The sequence below is a fragment of the Bradyrhizobium sp. 27S5 genome (assembly GCF_037217225.1).
GTDB classification, from domain to species: domain Bacteria; phylum Pseudomonadota; class Alphaproteobacteria; order Rhizobiales; family Xanthobacteraceae; genus Bradyrhizobium; species Bradyrhizobium septentrionale.
Window position 1 is genome coordinate 1,032,289 of sequence record NZ_CP147714.1, and the last position, 16,229, is coordinate 1,048,517.

The following is a 16,229-nucleotide window of genomic DNA, read 5'->3' on the forward strand; positions in this document are numbered from 1 at the left end:
GGAGGAGACAATGGGATTGGCTCAATACGCTGTGATTGCAACCGGCGAGGAATGGGGCGTACTGCACGACGGCAATCTGAACAGCGGGTACGCAACCAAGGAAGCTGCATTCGAATCTGCGGCGGCGGCCGCGTCGCTCGCGATTAGGATGGGGCACGAAGTCCATATCAGCGTGCCCGGCCGCGAGGAAGGGGAGGCCGCCCCGACCAAGCGGTCAAACTGAGACCATCGAAGAAATCTTGTAGCGCCGGCTGGAGATGAAGCCAGCGTTCTGAGCGGACCGGATGGCGCCAGTACGGTTCCAGAAGCGCAAGCCGTTGCGATGCGATCCGCAACCGTGCCGACTTGATTGGAACGCAAGTCAGACGTCCAAGTCCTCCAACTTCGCGGGCAGCTTCCGCAGGCGCTGGCCGGTGGCATGGAAGATGGCATTACACACTGCCGCGTTGGTGCCGACGTTGCCCAGCTCGCCGATGCCCTTGACGCCAGCGGGATTGATATTGTCGTCCTGCTCCGACAGCATGACAACCTCCACGCTAGGCACGTCGGCGTTCACGGGCAGAAGATAGTCCGCCAGATTGTCGTTGACGTAGCGCGCGTAGCGCTCGTCGAGCTCGGTTGCTTCATGAAGCGCCGACGACATGCCCCAGATCAGGCCCCCCATCAGTTGGCTTCGGGCTGTCCGGGGGTTCATGATGCGGCCAGCTGCGAACGCTCCGAGCAGCCGCTGCACGCGTATCTCGTGGGTCCATCGGTTGATGCGCAGTTCGACGAATTCGGCGCCGAACGCGTAGGCAATCTTCTCCTTCATCTCGGGGCCGCCGACCATCCGCACTTGGCCCTTGTTCATGGCCCGGAACGCGTCCATCGGCGCGCCATCCGGCTTCCACTCGCCGTATTCCTCGATAACGCTAACGCCGAGAGCGTCGAATGCGCGCTCGAAGTCGATCGCCCGGTTGCCCTTGGCAGCCAGGGCTGACCCGAGACGTCATGGTGAAGAACCTGCAGAACGAGCGTTTCCGGCATCGCCAGAACCGCGTATTATGCAGTGCTTGTATCGTCCTCGAGGCTATCAAACCCACCAAGTTCAAGGACCTTTTCGAAGTCACGAAGCGTGACGACCCGGTTCCTTAAATCAAGGATGCCCTTCGTTCGAAACGCCTGAAGCACCCGGTTGACATGCACAACGCTCAACCCAAGCGCGTCGGCCAGCTTCGATTGGGTAATCGGAAAGTCAAACTGCTCGTTGGCAACCAATCCCATCGCGGCAAGCCGCCCCCGCAACTCCGCAAGTAAATAGGCCATGCGGCCAGATGCCGATCGCGTGCCCAAGTTGACGATCCACTGCCTGAACAGCGCCGAGTCGGTAAGCGTCTCGCGCCAAAGTGCTTGTGCCAAGGCTGGCCGAGTGCTGAGGGTCCGTTCGAGCAACTCATGTTTTATAAAACCAACCTTGGCTTCCGAGAGAGTCGTCAGATCATGATCCATCCGCTTTACTGGCAGGCCTTGGAGATCAGGCATGTCACCGGCGACGTGGAACGACAGGATTTGCCGCTTGCCAGTTTCGGAGACTTTGGACCGATAGACGAAGCCGCTCATGATTACGCAGCATTGGGTGCTGAGCTCCCCCTCGCGAACGATGGGCGAATCCTCCGTCAGCGATGCTTGAATCCTAATTGTTTGTGGAAGAGCGACATTGGTCGACGTAATGCCCATACCCTCAAAAGTGAGCCGGGGCCAAAAGTGAGCTGGGGCAAATTTGCACGTTGCGACTATTGGTCGCTATATCTCGTTGGATACAACAGGAACGACTCTTTGTGCGCGGAGTTTCGGCTCATGAGCAAATACTTCTTTCATATATCTAACGGCCACCCCTTCGACGATGCGGATGGCGAAGAACTCCCAGACGACAAATCCGCCTGGGACCAGGCCGTCATGACCGTTCGAGACATCGAGTCAAATCTTGACCTCGATAGATCCAACCGCTGGTCGATTTCGGTCAAGCGAGAAGACACGCCAATCGTCCAGATCAGTGTAACCGCCAAGCGTATTGGCCCGGCCCACCGAACGGGAAGGTAGGTAACGACTGAGCACAGTCAGAGCGGCATCACGCCGCCTGCTGTCGACAAGAGCTCTTCCATCTGCAAGGCGCGATCGGCCTCGTATGCTTTCCTGAGAAATCGATCACGCTCCTCACCTGGTGGCAGGCTAGCCGCTCTCGTCCTTGCTGCTTGTGCGAGCTGGATAAGCCGATAGCTCAGTGACGTCGTCTGCTTGAACCGGTTGCGCCTTTTCATCGTTGTTGCCTTCGTACGTTCGCGATAGGGCACCATCGCAAGACCGATCCGAAAATTCAGTAACTTGCGATATAAAGCGGCGGACCAAATTTTATTCTCTGATCAGAAACCAGTCGGGTTCTCGGAGTTGGAGGCGTGACTCCGACGACGAGGTGCCGGTGGGTGTTCCTCGCGAGGAACGGATACCGATATTCGCGCGTTCAGACCATGAAAGGATTCGATCATGACGAGAACATTTGACCCGGCGCCCGTGGACAAACACGCCGAGGACCCAAAGCAGGCCAAAGGCCGAGCCAAAGCGAAAGACGATGAACTCACAAGGAGACTGGAGGAAACATTCCCTGCGTCAGATCCGGTGAGTAGTACGCAGGCGTCAAAAGCGACGCCCGACGGCTAATTTGAAACAAAGGATGAGATTGGCATCGTTTGTGGCAGCGATGGCCGGCCAAAGGCGTCAATGTTCCCATGTCATATCGCGCACTAACGCGTTTGAGCCTTCCGCTCTTGGTTATTCTGAGTGGTTGCGAACAGCAGCAGATTGAGTGCGACTCGATCGAAACACGAAAAGCAGTGCTTCAAACCATTTCGGACAACCATCGGAATCCTTTAGTGGGTTATGCCGCTAAAGAATCGACAGCGAAGCCAACTCCCGAAAATTTGCAGCCGCAATACCTTCTCAGCGAGAGGATGGTAACGACCTCGAGGAGCAAAGATGGGAGAACCGTCCAGTGTAGCGGCGGAATTTCTGTTGCAGTCGGTGACACGAAGGCGTCAAAAGAGGTCGAGTTTACGGCACAGCAATCGGCCGACGGGAAAATATCCGTGTCAGTTGTTCCGTTTCAATTTTGAAATGGCCCGTTGCGCAATCAGACTCCAGCTGGGCAGACAAATACCGGCTCTGCTGCTTTCATCGCACTCGCGCTCGAGGCCATTCTGCTGACCTCTCGCGTTCGTATGCGGCAGAACGCGATCGACGGGATCGCCCGCCATCTGCGGGATCGCGAAGAGGCGAATGAGGGGACATGCGGTTCCCGCTGAGATGACGGCGGACGTCGGACAAGAGGACGTGCGTAGCCCCTGGACGCTTTGGCAGCGGCCCATGCGCATCAATTCCCGGACGCCCTTCCGCCGGTTTCCTTGCGACGTCCTGGATTGTCGGCGCTGGAATTACCGGCGCGCTCGTGGCCGAGCGGCTCACCCGGGAAGGCCGTCAGGTCGTTCTGATCGAGCGCGAAGATGCCAGTCACGGCAGCACGGCCGCCAGCAATCGATGAAGCCATACTCCGATCACGGCTAAGGTAGGACCGGACCGGCCGAGTTGCGCGCCGTGTTTTCGTCAATATCACTCCGCTTCAACAGATAATCCAGCCCGCCGACCCGGTACCAGCGGTACCCGTACGGCTCCAGAACGATGCGATGCTGGCCGCGTTTGTCGGCGTGGCTGTGGTCTTCCGCGAGAAGGTTGATCAGGTGCTCGCCGGCATCGCCCGGCAGCCCCGTCGCGAATGCGATCTCACACGGCTTTTCGTCAAGATTGTGCACGAACAGCACAGAATTGTTGCGCCAGTCATAGCGCATGATGAAGACGGCGGGATCGCGTGTCGCGATCACCGCAAAATCGCCCCAGCCGATCTCGGGCACTTCCTTGCGCATGCGGACGATGCGCTCGGTCCAGTTCAGCATGGAGTTCGGATCGCGCCGCTGTTTTGCGACGTTGACATGCTCGTAGCCGTAAGGCCCCTTGTCGATCACGGGGCTCACAGGCTTGCTGCTCTTGGTGAACCCGCCATGCGGCTCGGTCGACCATTGCATCGGCGTGCGCGCGCAGTTGCGTTCGGGCAGCGAGAGATCGTCGCCCATCGCGATTTCGTCGCCATAGCGGATGACAGGCGTTCCCGGCAGCGTGCACATCAGGCTGTAGGCGAGCTCGAGCCGCCGACGATCGCCTCCGAGCATCGGCGCGAGCCGGCGCCTTATGCCACGATTGTAGAGCTGCATATCCTTGTCGGGGCCAAATGATTTGAACACGATATCGCGTTGTGCCTTGGTCAGTCGTCCGAGGTCCAGCTCGTCATGATTGCGAAGGAACAGGCCCCATTGCGCCGTGGCTGGCCGCGGTTTTGTTGCTTTCAGTGCCTTGGCCAACGGACCTGAGTCGCTCGACGCCAGCGCATAGAACAGATGCTGGTTGACGTGAAAGTTGAACATCATATGCATGCGGTCGTCGTCCTTGCCGAAATACTCCATGTCCGTTTCCGGCAGCACATTGGCCTCGGCCAAGATGATGGCGTCACCCTCGCGCCATTGCAGGAATTCGCGGAACGCGCGCAGCATGTCGTATTGCTCGACCGGCTTCGTCACCTTGGCGCCCTTGGTCGCGATCACGAAGGGAACCGCGTCCATGCGAAAGCCGGAGACGCCGAGCTGAATCCAGAAGCCCATAATCTTCAGGATCTCCGCCTGGACATGCGGATTCGACGTGTTGAGATCGGGCTGGAAATCGTAGAAGCGGTGAAAGTACCAGGCGCCGGCGGCCCTGTCGCGTGTCCAGGTCGATTTCTGCACGCCGGGAAACACCATGCCCTTGTTGGCGTTGGCCGGTTTCTTGTCCGACCAGACATACCAGTCGCGATAAGGCGAATTCTTGTCGCGCCGCGCCTCCTTGAACCAATGATGCTGGTCGGAGGTGTGGTTGACGACGAGATCGATGATGACGCGCATGCCGCGCTGCTTGCAGCCATGGGTGAATTCGACGAAATCGCCGAGCGTGCCGTAGCGGGAATCGACACTGTAATAGTCGGCGATGTCGTAACCGTCGTCGCGGCCGGGCGAGGTCTGGAAGGGCATCAACCAGATTGTGGTGATGCCGAGGCCGTGCAGATAATCGAGCCGGCGCAACAACCCCTTGAAATCACCGACCCCGTCGCCGTTGGCATCCATGAAGGTGCCGACGGACAGGCAATAGATGATGGCGTTCTTGTACCAGAGATCGTCGATCATGCCACGGGCTCGATGTATCCGCCGGGCCGGCGGCTGCGTGATAAGTGCTTGAGGACGGGGAGGTTCCGTGTCGCTGGTGCTGCACGGAATTCGATACTGACAGAATAAGGATCTCCCGACGGGCTTAACAGCAACGATAAGCGGGACATCGAACGAACTTGGCAGCTTTTCCTGATCGGGCGCGTTGCGGAGGCCTTGGAGGGCGTGGCGTCCTGACGAGGTATCGGATCGGCCGGGCTCGGCCCGGTCATGATGACATGGGAATTCCAAAACTACGCCGCCGGGCTCGAAACACGATGTCCCGGCGCGATATGATCGGCTATTAGGCCGATCAGATTACCTTTGCTTCCTTTGTGATGGCGGAAATCGAGGAACCTGACTTTCGCGCGATTGAAGCAAACTGTTGATTGGAGACCTTCAAGCGCTTCCTCAATATTTTGACTTGGACCTTGTCTCGCAGATCCAGCGAACTGCGAAAATAGCTTTGCCTACGCTTGTTCATGGTGGCTCGCAAAGAAAGATTGCACGCGACGTTGCGGCATTGCCGTCGACATCGATTGGTCGACGATCGGGACCGGGTTGTTGCTCCCGCGTGAGCGCCGTCTCCATCTACGCAACGCCGAGCCTAGGACGACGTTCCGTCCCTCCGAAAGAGAAGATGGATTGCCGCTGTGCCCGTGGACCTTTGACGACGACAAAAACTCCAATCGCGCATGCTTGATAACGAGCGGAGTTGATTCGGCTATGATGCTGGAAGCCGTCGTGCCGCTGATGGGTCTGGGCGCTTACTCCTTACTGGTTATTGCCTTCTGGGGGCTTACGTCGCGCTAGGTCCAAAAGACGCCGGTCTCACAAATAGACGTTGGCGATGCCTAAGTGAATGTCCGCTAAGGGCCACAACCGGACTTGGCACCATTTAGCGGAGTGGACGAAGGTCTCTGGAGGTTGAAAGGCGATCATAGGGGCCGGCGGCCCCGCGACGGGAGGGGTTCCTTTTTGCTCGCCGCCAGTGTTTCCTCTGCACGGCGGAGAACGGGCATGCAGAGATTGCTGGGAGAGAAGATCGGCGAAGGCGTCTTCGCTGATGTCCACGCCTGGGCGCGTGGTCAGATCGTCAAGTTGTCCAAGCCAGGTATCCCGCAGTGGGTCGTCCAGCACGAGACGCAAATGACCCGCGCGGTCTTCGCCGCCGGCGGCCCAGCGCCGGAGGTGCTCGGCGAAGTCACCCTGGACGGCCGCTTTGGCATCGTGCTGCCGCGGTTCGATGGGCCGACCCTGACGCAGGCTACGCGCACCGGCGCCATCACGCGTGAACAAGCGGGCGCAATCCTTGCGACGCTCTGCCTTGCCGTTCACAAGACGCGACCGCCGCCGCACGCACTCTCGCTGCGCGAGGCGATGCACGCCAGATTGCGGTTCGGCGGCAGCGTGCTTCCGGAGCGCATCACCACCGGCGTCCTCGCGCTGATCGAGCACCTCGCGCCCGATGACGTGCTGTGCCATTCCGATCTTCACCCCGGCAACGTGATTATGACGGCGCAGGGTCCGAGACTGATCGACTGGCTTGGCGCGGCTCGTGCGCCCGCCGCCTACGAGATTGCACAGTGCCATGTCCTGCTTGCCGAGATTGGCCCGGAACACGCCGACGATCCGGAGCGGGCCACGGTCAATTCGGTTCTGCAGGCGGAGTATGCGCGGCTGGCCGGCATAGCCTCTGCGGCGCTGACGGCGGCGATGCAGCCCTATTTGCCGATCGTCCGCGTCTTCCTCCTGCTCGGCGGGGCCATGCCTGACATGCGGGAGCGGCTGATCCAGCGCGTCGAGGCGGCCCTGCGCTCGGAAGGCTGAATTGTTTTGGTCGCGCGCGAGCCGGAGTGGCCTGTCGAAGCGAGCCCTCAGTGTCTTCTTTGGGGCAAACTCGGAAGTCGGAGCGTGCAACCGTCACGTCGGCTTCACCCCCGATATCAGGCTTTCGATAGCCAGCGCGGCACTTCCGAAAAGGGCCAGAAACGGAACCGCGTCAAACGGCCACGCTCTGGCGCTCGTCCTCAATGGACGTCCCCGTAGTACGATGTTCCGATCTCTGGTTGAGCTTTGCTCCAAAGCGTCGGAGATTTCCGTGACAGATGCAACGAAGTTTCAGTACACAAGCTCTTCGGTTCCGAAAGCTTACGACACGTTCTTCGTGCCGAGGATATTCGAGCCGCGGGCAAAACTCTTGCTCACGAAGCCAATCTTCAAAAGGGCGAGGCCGTCCTTGACATCGCCACTGGCCCCGGGACCGTGGCACGGCTAGCCGCAGCACAGCTTGGGCCCAAGGGCCGCGTCGTTGCGGTCGATATCGCCCAGCCAATGTTGGACATTGCTAGATCCAAACCTCCGCTTGCAGACGCAGCCTCGATTGAATATGTGCAATCCGCGGCCACACCGTTGTCTGCCGCAACCGGCGCCTTCGATGCCGTCCTATGCCAACAGGGCTTGCAGTTCTTTCCTGACAAGCCGGGCGCACTCAGAGAGATGTATCGGGTATTGAAGCCCAATGGACGTGCGGCGATTGCCGTGTGGGCCGAGATCGAACGCAATTCGATATTTGTTGCGTACCATGCAGCCCTGCGCGCTACGGTGCCCTCCGAGCTCGCCGAATTGGCGACAGCACCGTTCAGTTTCCCAAGCGGCACGGTGCTAATGGCTGCAATTGAACACGCAGGTTTTCGCGAAGTCCGCCTATTGACGCCAACGCTGCCCATGGTGTTTGAGGCGGGATTGGACCAAGCAATACAATCCTTCGCTGCTACGCCTGTTGCGCCAAGTGTTGCCGCACTACCCCAGGATGTTCAGGAAGCCTTCGCCGCCCGCGTGAGGCACGAAATGACGCCGTTGCTGAGGGACGGCAAGGTCATCGGCGAGATGAATTCGAACATCGTTGTAGCGTATCGTTAGTCCGCATTTCCGAGGTTGAGCAGTTTCTCAGTTCATTGCGGCGCAACGACGGCTCCGCGTTCTGCGCGAATATGGTCGATCGCCAGTTCGCAGCGTGCCTGTCAGGCCGAGCCACTAGCGGGACCGCTATTGGTCGATCCATGATCCCTCGATCAAGGCAATCTGCGCGCAAATGCGTTGCGCTGAAAACGAAGCCCATCAACAGCTGCCGGCAGAATACAGGAAGCGAGGCTAGCGGCTTCTCGCCGCGGACGAGGAACTGATGTGCATATCGGCATGTTGCGCATACGAGAAGATGGAGGTTTCAGTGCGAGCCCGATTAGCATCGATATGCCTTGTGCTGTCTTGTGGATTAGCGACGGCGCAACCTGCCACAAAAGGGGACGTCAATGCGCCAACTGGGCGTTCAGCGCCCGAAGACAAAGGTCAATTGCAACCCCAAGGCTGGACTGGGCCAATCAACACCGGCTCAGGCGGCGCTCCGCCGGAAAGCCCCCAGGGACAAAGCCCGCCAGGAATGCAGCCGGCGCCGGACGGATCGACAAAAACGATGGTCGCGCCTCCTAAATAGAAGGGTTTGCTTTTCTGGTGCCCACGCTACTGTTGGCTGCTTGCACGCCGACGGAAGCTGTCGATCGCGCGGTTCGATAGCACAAGTCTCCGTCTTTCGCCCTTCAGCATCTGGGACTTGATGTTCCCGAGGAGAAATTCGGCGGTTTGCTGAGCATCGTCGATCTCGTCCAGACCGCCGAGAAAGTCCCAAGCGATCTGAAGCGAGCTTTCGATAAGCGGTGGAAGTGGTTCGGTCATCCGTTAGGAGCACCCGCCCACCTCGCACTGATCCTGAAAATTGATAGCGGAAGCTGCAAACGACCAAAGCCCGCCCGTGTCAACGCTCCGGACAGTGAAGGGCACGGCCGGTCCGCTCGCCGAGCTTCTTCGCTTTCTTTGCCATCACGGCCGGTCAGTTTCAATGAGGCCAAACGCAACTACATTTCGTGGGTTTCTTGGCAAGTGACTGCTCGAGGAACCAATCGGACGGCGCTCGCTTGAATGGAGTTGTTTATGTGTCCAGCCGCGATCGAACTGTCCAACGAGGCAGATTAGCCAGCCGGCCGCAGGCGGCCCGCCTGTGATCGTTCCGGGCGAACCGCCCATGCATTTAACTGTGATGAGAACAGAGGTGCGTCGGGCAATCGTGCTCATTCTTCACGATACAAACAAGCCACCGACAACGCCGCATCACGAGTGAACCCCAAAGGGGCTTTACAAGAGCTGATGCGCGCTTTGCGGTCAAGGCCGAGATCGCCGCGGATGCCGCCGCATCGCGATCGTCATGCGCGTGGCGGGCCTCACCGGCGTCAGCTTCTCGCCATTTGCCGCCGGCGCTATTTCGCCGGCGGCCTCGCCGTGCTCACCGGTGGCGCTGCGATCGCCGGCGCCACGCATCTCTACAACGCCGGCTTTAGCTCGGCCGATGCCAAATGCGAGGCAGCGCAGGTCGCCGAGCAGAACGCTCAATTGGAGGCGCGCCTCCAGGAAAGGGATCGCCAGCTCGTTTTCGCCAACGCCCTGCAACCGCGACGCCAAGCGAGCCGCGGAGGCCGAGAGACATCGCCGACATGAGCCGACCTTCCAGGCCGTGCAGAACGTCCGCGAGCAAGCAGCCGGCGTGCACAACGTGAGCCGCTGGCTCTATTGGATCGCCGTTCCATTAAGCGGCGGGGTTGGCTGGATAGTGACAAACCTCATCAACAGCCCATTTCAAGCGCTGACGTGGCTAATCAGCTGCACCTGCCGTTATGAGGCTTCGGTGGAGGTCGCGCTCGGTGTTTAGGTGGCTCCAATCGCGGCGAGTGCTATAAAGATTACATAAATCGCCGCGATGCTCAGCCCAACGATCCGGGCCTCTTTGCGTGAGTCCATCGTCCGTTACCTCAAATTTCCAGCTGCGTGTTTGGCGGGCCGTGCTGTGTCGGACGGCCCGCCATTAGTGGTGTCAGTCGACTTCCTGAACGACCGTGCGAGTGGCTGGATCGACCAGCATTACGCGCTCGCCTGAATAGATATAGCGATACTTCGTTACAGACGGTCCCCACTCGGTCGGAACTGCCTCCAGTTCAACATCACGCGGAACCGTTGTTCCCACCACGATCTTCTCTCGGGTTTCAATCGGACGGATCTTGTGCTCGGTGACATAGCCGCGAATCCGTGTGCGGTACTCTGGTTCGATCTGCACGGCCGCCGTGTGGCCGGCGCCTGTCGTTGTAACGGTGGTCTGAGCAAACGCGCCCGCCGATGACAGCAAGATCGCAGACGTGAGCAATAGCTTCTTCATTAAGATTCTCCTCGGCCGCTCGATGCGGCTCGTCGTGAACCGACATGAAGCTCTAAGGTTCCTTGCAACCAGCTACGCGTCGGGAATAAATGGCAATTCAGTTTGAGATAGTCGTCTTGTGATATTGACGGAGACCGTTTCCCAGAAGATCGGCCCCATTGGGCGGGTAAAATTTCATTAAGGAAAACCTTTAAACCCAGTACGCGGTAGGTTTTTCAGCATAGGACAGAGGACGGCCTCAGCGCTCGCGGCACTGAGGCCGTTCTTGTTTTCAACAGTTGGGCCCGCGGCGGCCCGCTTTCTTGCGGACATAGGAACTGCCGAGCACCTGGGCTCTTCACATTGTCGGGAAAAAATGGCAATCGATTCCAAGCGTGATATTAGCCATTAACTCACACACCGCAGGCATGTGGCCTCAACGGTGAGGAAACGGTGATATTCCAGACATATCGTGTCTACGTAATAGGTGAGGATGATCGAATTCAGTCGCGGATCGATCTCATTTGCGAGAGTGAAGATGAGGCTATGAATCGAGCGCGTCTCCTCTGCAAGGAGTTTGCTTAGAACTCTGGAAAGACACTTCTCTAGTTCGCAGATTTGAGCCTTGGCAATAGGCTCGGTCCTTTCTTCAAAGGGCATGGACTCTCTCACCGCCGGTTCGTCGCTGCCGAAGCGGAATTATCCTGGTCATCAGTAAGAAGGGCGCCGCATCTTGGCGAGCTTTTCCGACGAAACTCCCATTTCCGCGATTGAGTTGCCATCGCGCATGCGAAACGCGCTTATCAAGGCCGGTCTGATGACTGCGGGGGACGTAAGGAAGGCATCTGATACCAAGCTTCGGAGCCTTCCCAACATTGGCCCGACGTTCTTTTCCCAAATCCGCAAGATATTTAATCGCGCGCGAACACGTTGATCCATGGAGGGGCGCAGTCCGAATTGTCATCAGAGGTTGGATATGGGGTGGTCTCGAAGAGCGTCGATAACCGTCCCATGGTCGGATGGGCTCGGTTCTCAACCTTGATCCAATGTGGACACCGGCCGCCAAGATAGGGACGATCCGATCGCTTCGACACCAGGTCCTCAAAACCGAACTCGCAGGCCTTCCGGAAGAGGTCCGGGCCAATCTCCCCTTGCTTATAGTCTGATAGGAATATGCCCTCAGGCCGGCGCGTAAGAAGCCGTTGCAGGTTCGTCTTGCGCATCGACAACGGCAGGTCTCTCAGTCGTCGCCGTCCATGGCGAGGATGTCGAAGGCCAGCATCTCGCGGAGTAACCGTCCACTCCGCGCACGATCCATCAATCACGAACTGCTTCTGACGGTTCTGCAGCGCGGACTCGACAATCAGGGAGAAGCGCTTGGTCCCGGTCGTGGCCGCCTTTGGTAATCAGCCGCACGCGGTCTCGGTCGCGCTCGAGCCGCAAACGGTAGCCGTCAAATTTCAACTCGTGATAGCCAGAGGGAGCCAGCCGGGACGGTCTTTTTGATCGTCGAAGGCAAAAATCGAATTTGAGCATCACGGGGTAGACAGGTATCGGGTGCCGGTTTGGCCAAACGGAACGGCCCCAGCACCCTTGGGGGCCCCGGAGGCCGGTGCTGGGGCCGCATGGCCAGTCTCGCGTCAGTCGAGATTGGTCAGCTTGATCGCACACTGAATCCGAAGAAGAGACAATCGCGAACCAGAGTTCAGCGTTTCGATGCCGGGAAACAGTGGCAAAACTGCCACCACGCCAGGCGCAACGTCGCCCGCTTAAAATACACGCGGGCGACGTCGGCTCTAGCCCCAGGATGTAAAGTGCAAAATCCTGACGAGCATTAAGACTGGGCAGGCGCAAACGTTTCATACCCAAGAGGGGGTAGCCTGCCGGGTTCGTCCCGGACGAGGAACGAAACTATTTGGTTGATATGAAGGCTGATCCTGGCTGGCTTCGGCCGCCGTCTACATTGAGTAGACAGGACGGCATCAGCCGCAAAAACGAAGCGGCCCCCACCTGGGGGCCGCCAACCCGAGCGATAGGGGTTTTCTTCCAGCAGTCGGGGGGCGCCCTTGGCTGGAAGCTTCATATAGACGTCCCGTAGATCCGATCGTTCCTTATCGCCCCTGTTAATCCGGGAAAAAGTGGCACGTTTTTACGCCGGACATGCATCCGTGGTCTAAGGAGCCCACATCGGCGGGAGTCGATCGATTTTTGGCTGCCGGGCTAGATTTCATCCAGAATACATTTGCATTTTTCCGAAAGTTGCCGCGCGTGATGCGGCCCTTTCGGTTCAGCGTGAGCCTGCACGTTGGGGCCGTTTCTTCCGTCGGTCTTGTTGATCGCGCGCCACCAGCGCTAGGGATGTAGAAGCGAAAGCAGCCGTTGGCGGTTCTGCTCGCGGTCGAGCTGATTTTTGCGCATCACTTCAAGCTCGGCGTGAACCTTGGCCGTGTCTTCATTCAGCCGCTTCAAATTAATCAGGAGCGCCTCAAGCTCAGCGAGCCTTTTCTCACCTTCGACCACATCGAGCTCAATCTGTCTGAGCTCATCTATGATCGCGTCTTTGTACATCGTCGTGTTGCGGCCTATCGCGCTAACCTAAGAATATAAATGAGCGCGAACCCTGCCGGTTCCTAGCAACCAAAGACAGCACTCATGCGAACGGTCTTGCCTAACTGGGTCATCCGGGTGAAGGTGCCGCTCTCATGCAAGTGCCCCAGCCAACCATGCGCAATCGGCAGCTTCAGGCCGGCCGTGTGCTCAGTCGGGGTGGCCTTGTCCTCGCGCAAGAACGGGTCGTTCAGCTTCGCCCCTCTATCGCGCCGGCGCGTTAGCTCGGTCACTTCTCGTCTCCGATCGGACAGCAGCTCGGCGGCTGGCCGCTTGCCGGCCTTGCTGCATTTCACGCAGCGCAGGCGGCCGGCGAGATCGTGCGCCCTGGTTGTTGGAACGTGGCGCAGGGCGGCCAGATCTACGGCTCGCGGCGTCTTGCAGTGCGAGCATTTGATCTCGAGTCACGGATAGCCGGTATTGATGGCCCGGTCGATCGAGGGCCAGGGGGCGATCGGTCCGCCATCGGCCCGCATCTTTATCATTCCGGCTCTGGCAGAGCAGGTCGTCCGCCTCGCGGATCAGGGTCTTGCCGGCGGCGCGTTTCTCGGCCGATCGTGTTGCAAGGATCGTGGTCACGGCACGAGGGCGCCGCAGCTCCTTTGTAAGCGCCTTGCGGTCGCCGCCCGAGAGAGGCATGGGTGGTGTTTGGGAGCCATGAGCGGCATTTTCCCGCCGAATCGAGCGAGCGGGAAGCCGCTAGAGCTGGTGGGCAGTCCGAGGGCCCGTGGCAACATGTTGGTCAAGGTTTAGGAGTATCAGTCGACTCCAATCATGACGTCGGAAGCTTTGATGACCGCGATGACATTGCAGCCAGCCTCTGCGAGAGCGGCCGGCTTTGAGGCGATAGCGACCCATCCGTTTTGAGCGGATCAATGCCGTCGCGAGAAATGCAGCGGAGCTCGGTTCGTTGATCTTGAGCCAAGACCGATTTAAGGCCATTTCCGCAAAGCGGGCACTTGGTCAGGTCCATGGCGACCTCTCTTCTGCCCGCTCTAACTTTCGCATGGAACAAAGGTTCTTCTCCGGCGTTTTCGATTTTTCGGGAGAGGTTTAGTGGTGGAAAAAATTGTCGAGAGGGTCGTCCAAACCTACGAGATGATGTCGGGTCTAAGCGCCGCGGAAGTGGAATTGGCGCGGCAGCGCGTGATTGAATTCATTCGAGGCAGGACAGGCGACGAAAACACCCTTGCGGTCGAGGCGATCAAGTATCTACGCGGCCCAAAGCGCTCGCGGACCCGCAGGCCCCGATGATGTGCCCTCATGCGAGAACCCGATGCACCACATTGAGCATGGCTTCGAGTGCGAGTCCTGCCGGGAGCCCATCGTTTTGTTTAAGGTCGCGGGTAGTTCTACTATCCCGTCGCCGCTACCAACTGCAGTGGCGCAAGAACCAGCATTCTCCGTGCTAGCGCAATCCGTTCAATAAATTTTCGCTTTAGATCGAGCCCACCGTCGCCATACTTCGGCTTTTTGGTGTCGTGGCCCATCAGCGCGTCCTTGAGTTCGTTGGGCGTCTCCGCGCTGCGCAGGCGGTTTTTGAAGCCGTGGCTACGAACTGGAGCGTATGGCTTTCGGTCTCGCGCAGGCCATGATCGGAGAAGTACGCATTGACTGCCAACAGCGTGTGTCGCCCTTGTCGCGGTAATGTGGGAAGCCGTCCCGGAATTGCCGCTTCTTGAACTGGCCGGTCGACATCCTGGCGATCGTCGTTTCCTCGGTTGATCTCAAATTCGGGCGACCGGCCGGAAAGCATGATCTCGGGAGGGTCAACTTGGCCTCGGCCGTGGCGGGTCAAAGTAAGGAGGCCGGCTTCCGGTAGACCATCGTCCTGCGTCGGAAATCGCGAGCGCCGAAGATAGGTACGCTCAGAGCGAGTTGAACCACTCGATACGAGTTGGTACTCTTCGGCTCATGGGCATATTCGGTAAGCGAAGCGGAACTCTGGTTCCAATCCACCAAGACAACGCGCACACCAAGAATTGGCTTGTCCTGTTGGAGGCAGCCACCATCGTCGGCCAAGCACGTGACAAACTGCGGGTTGCCCTCACGACCCAGGACAAAAAGCTCGTGAGAAAGCGACGGCTCTTCCGTAAGCCGGAGCACTTTCTCGTTCTGGACGAATACGACCCGCGAATACACGCTCTCTACTTTTGCCCTCAGCTTTACAAGAACGAAGAGGGCGGTCTCGTCCCGCTGAGCGGCCCCGAAATCGGGCAGTTGATGGCGCAGGCGCTTCAGGGCGGTGCGATCGAAAAAGCGCCGTGGTACCAGCCGGCCGAAAGCCTTCCGAACGATCCGGTCATCAGGGCCGCTCCCGGAATGGAATTCGACAGCCTTGTCGTGGACGCGCCTAGCCCAAAAACCAGCAAGCCTGCCGCTCTCCGTGCAGTCACGGCCACTGACAAGGCGACCAGCTGATCTCGTCGGGCAAGCGCAAGCGGTCTGCTCCAAACACTCATGATGCGTTCGGTGACGACAATTAACCCAGGCGAATCGCCGCGCAAGCGGCGGCTACTATTCCGACCGCCATCAGGACGATCAAAACTTGGAAAATTGCTCGCCCGGCGATCAGGCGCGGGTCGCCGTCTGATTGCGCGGTAGCCTCAGATTTTCGGCGCAACGCCGGCTCGGTCAAATACGGGCGTTCTTTCGATATCGTCTGACCCGCCTCCCGAAGGCGTATTTTCGGCGGCGCGTCGCAACGTCTCGGTGCTGGCGTCCAGTCCATCAACGGTTTCGTTTGCCTGACTGCCAGAATCATGGGGGTGAGCAGGAACCTGCCCTGCGCCGGAACCAGTATCGGCATCTGTTGCGCTCGACTGAGGTGGCATCCGATTTTTTCGTGTCATAGGACATCTCCCTGATGAGTCAATTTTTTCCCTGGCTACAGGTTCCGTCGGTAGTTGAAGCCAAACCGCAGCAACGGGCGGCTGAAAGAACGCAGCTTTTTCGCCAAGGATTCACACATGATATTTGCGGAACCGCAGATCGTTTGGATGATCTTTGGGATAGGGCGACCTGATTTTCATTTCGTATTTTTTCAGCCCTAACGACCGCTAGTTTTG

The 16,229-nt window shown here is 58.8% G+C and carries 16 protein-coding genes and 2 pseudogenes; 7 read left to right on the top strand and 11 right to left on the bottom strand.

Annotated features, from left to right (window positions below):
- The first annotated feature begins 10 nt into the window (after positions 1 to 10).
- A complete protein-coding gene (locus tag WDM24_RS05040; RefSeq protein ID WP_338830631.1) occupies positions 11 to 223 on the top strand; it encodes a hypothetical protein in 213 nt (70 codons plus the stop codon).
- A 138-nt stretch (positions 224 to 361) separates the two neighbouring features.
- Here WDM24_RS05040 and WDM24_RS05045 read toward each other — a convergent pair.
- Positions 362 to 940, bottom strand: a pseudogene (locus tag WDM24_RS05045) (molybdopterin cofactor-binding domain-containing protein); the annotation flags it as partial.
- A gap of 101 nt (positions 941 to 1,041) precedes the next feature.
- The gene (locus WDM24_RS05050) at positions 1,042 to 1,716 is read right to left on the bottom strand and encodes a Crp/Fnr family transcriptional regulator (protein WP_338830632.1); all 675 of its coding nucleotides are present in this window, start codon (positions 1,714 to 1,716) and stop codon (positions 1,042 to 1,044) included.
- A gap of 120 nt (positions 1,717 to 1,836) precedes the next feature.
- Here WDM24_RS05050 and WDM24_RS05055 point away from each other — a divergent pair, with 120 nt between their 5' ends.
- Positions 1,837 to 2,079 carry a DUF6894 family protein gene (locus tag WDM24_RS05055; protein WP_338695783.1) on the top strand — a complete coding sequence of 81 codons (243 nt, stop codon included), beginning with the start codon at positions 1,837 to 1,839 and terminating at the stop codon, positions 2,077 to 2,079.
- 1,399 nt (positions 2,080 to 3,478) lie between these two features.
- Complete coding sequence (locus WDM24_RS05060; RefSeq protein WP_338695785.1) at positions 3,479 to 3,571, top strand: hypothetical protein; 93 nt, start codon at positions 3,479 to 3,481, stop codon at positions 3,569 to 3,571.
- 19 nt (positions 3,572 to 3,590) lie between these two features.
- On the opposite strand, the gene WDM24_RS05065 is transcribed toward WDM24_RS05060, so the two are convergent.
- Complete coding sequence (locus WDM24_RS05065; protein ID WP_338695787.1) at positions 3,591 to 5,297, bottom strand: alpha-amylase family protein; 1,707 nt, start codon at positions 5,295 to 5,297, stop codon at positions 3,591 to 3,593.
- Between the two features lie 331 nt (positions 5,298 to 5,628).
- Positions 5,629 to 5,799, bottom strand: a complete 171-nt coding sequence (locus tag WDM24_RS05070) for a DUF3606 domain-containing protein (RefSeq protein WP_338695789.1) — start codon at positions 5,797 to 5,799, stop codon at positions 5,629 to 5,631.
- Positions 5,800 to 6,293: 494 nt separating this feature from the next.
- Between WDM24_RS05070 and WDM24_RS05075 the strand changes: the two genes are divergently transcribed.
- Together WDM24_RS05075 and WDM24_RS05080 are read left to right on the top strand one after the other, a co-directional pair.
- The gene (locus WDM24_RS05075) at positions 6,294 to 7,145 is read left to right on the top strand and encodes an aminoglycoside phosphotransferase family protein (protein ID WP_338830633.1); all 852 of its coding nucleotides are present in this window, start codon (positions 6,294 to 6,296) and stop codon (positions 7,143 to 7,145) included.
- Between the two features lie 246 nt (positions 7,146 to 7,391).
- A complete protein-coding gene (locus WDM24_RS05080) occupies positions 7,392 to 8,237 on the top strand; it encodes a class I SAM-dependent methyltransferase (protein WP_338695793.1) in 846 nt (281 codons plus the stop codon).
- Positions 8,238 to 8,834: 597 nt separating this feature from the next.
- On the opposite strand, the gene WDM24_RS05085 is transcribed toward WDM24_RS05080, so the two are convergent.
- The 3 genes from WDM24_RS05085 to WDM24_RS05095 all read right to left on the bottom strand — a co-directional run bounded on the left by WDM24_RS05085 (position 8,835) and on the right by WDM24_RS05095 (position 10,575).
- Positions 8,835 to 9,047 carry a hypothetical protein gene (locus WDM24_RS05085; protein ID WP_165127726.1) on the bottom strand — a complete coding sequence of 71 codons (213 nt, stop codon included), beginning with the start codon at positions 9,045 to 9,047 and terminating at the stop codon, positions 8,835 to 8,837.
- 483 nt (positions 9,048 to 9,530) lie between these two features.
- A complete protein-coding gene (locus WDM24_RS05090) occupies positions 9,531 to 9,815 on the bottom strand; it encodes a hypothetical protein (RefSeq protein ID WP_338695796.1) in 285 nt (94 codons plus the stop codon).
- 421 nt (positions 9,816 to 10,236) lie between these two features.
- Positions 10,237 to 10,575: a DUF1236 domain-containing protein gene (locus tag WDM24_RS05095; RefSeq protein WP_338830634.1), complete on the bottom strand. Its 339-nt coding sequence runs from the start codon at positions 10,573 to 10,575 to the stop codon at positions 10,237 to 10,239.
- A 766-nt stretch (positions 10,576 to 11,341) separates the two neighbouring features.
- Here WDM24_RS05095 and WDM24_RS44315 point away from each other — a divergent pair.
- Entirely contained in the window at positions 11,342 to 11,488 is a 147-nt protein-coding gene (locus tag WDM24_RS44315) for a hypothetical protein (RefSeq protein WP_414645812.1), read from the top strand.
- Between the two features lie 1,418 nt (positions 11,489 to 12,906).
- Here the strand turns inward: WDM24_RS44315 and WDM24_RS05100 are convergent.
- The 3 genes and pseudogenes from WDM24_RS05100 to WDM24_RS05110 all read right to left on the bottom strand — a co-directional run.
- Positions 12,907 to 13,122, bottom strand: a complete 216-nt coding sequence (locus WDM24_RS05100) for a hypothetical protein (RefSeq protein WP_165127730.1) — start codon at positions 13,120 to 13,122, stop codon at positions 12,907 to 12,909.
- 62 nt (positions 13,123 to 13,184) lie between these two features.
- Positions 13,185 to 13,394 carry a hypothetical protein gene (locus tag WDM24_RS05105; RefSeq protein ID WP_338832589.1) on the bottom strand — a complete coding sequence of 70 codons (210 nt, stop codon included), beginning with the start codon at positions 13,392 to 13,394 and terminating at the stop codon, positions 13,185 to 13,187.
- 3 nt (positions 13,395 to 13,397) lie between these two features.
- A pseudogene (locus WDM24_RS05110) lies at positions 13,398 to 13,820 on the bottom strand (hypothetical protein); the annotation flags it as partial.
- Positions 13,821 to 15,156: 1,336 nt separating this feature from the next.
- On the opposite strand from WDM24_RS05110, the gene WDM24_RS05115 reads away from it, so the two are divergent.
- Positions 15,157 to 15,582: a hypothetical protein gene (locus WDM24_RS05115; RefSeq protein WP_338830635.1), complete on the top strand. Its 426-nt coding sequence runs from the start codon at positions 15,157 to 15,159 to the stop codon at positions 15,580 to 15,582.
- A 61-nt stretch (positions 15,583 to 15,643) separates the two neighbouring features.
- Here the strand turns inward: WDM24_RS05115 and WDM24_RS05120 are convergent, their stop codons facing one another.
- The gene (locus WDM24_RS05120) at positions 15,644 to 15,970 is read right to left on the bottom strand and encodes a hypothetical protein (RefSeq protein WP_338830636.1); all 327 of its coding nucleotides are present in this window, start codon (positions 15,968 to 15,970) and stop codon (positions 15,644 to 15,646) included.
- Positions 15,971 to 16,229 lie beyond the last annotated feature (259 nt).

Coding starts and splice junctions, on each gene's coding strand:
- WDM24_RS05040 (WP_338830631.1), top strand. CDS start 11: ATGGGATTGGCTCAATACGCTGTGATTGCAACCGGCGAGGAATGGGGC.
- WDM24_RS05050 (WP_338830632.1), bottom strand. CDS start 1,716: ATGGGCATTACGTCGACCAATGTCGCTCTTCCACAAACAATTAGGATT.
- WDM24_RS05055 (WP_338695783.1), top strand. CDS start 1,837: ATGAGCAAATACTTCTTTCATATATCTAACGGCCACCCCTTCGACGAT.
- WDM24_RS05065 (WP_338695787.1), bottom strand. CDS start 5,297: ATGATCGACGATCTCTGGTACAAGAACGCCATCATCTATTGCCTGTCC.
- WDM24_RS05070 (WP_338695789.1), bottom strand. CDS start 5,799: ATGAACAAGCGTAGGCAAAGCTATTTTCGCAGTTCGCTGGATCTGCGA.
- WDM24_RS05085 (WP_165127726.1), bottom strand. CDS start 9,047: ATGACCGAACCACTTCCACCGCTTATCGAAAGCTCGCTTCAGATCGCT.
- WDM24_RS05095 (WP_338830634.1), bottom strand. CDS start 10,575: ATGAAGAAGCTATTGCTCACGTCTGCGATCTTGCTGTCATCGGCGGGC.
- WDM24_RS44315 (WP_414645812.1), top strand. CDS start 11,342: ATGCGAAACGCGCTTATCAAGGCCGGTCTGATGACTGCGGGGGACGTA.
- WDM24_RS05100 (WP_165127730.1), bottom strand. CDS start 13,122: ATGTACAAAGACGCGATCATAGATGAGCTCAGACAGATTGAGCTCGAT.
- WDM24_RS05120 (WP_338830636.1), bottom strand. CDS start 15,970: ATGCCGATACTGGTTCCGGCGCAGGGCAGGTTCCTGCTCACCCCCATG.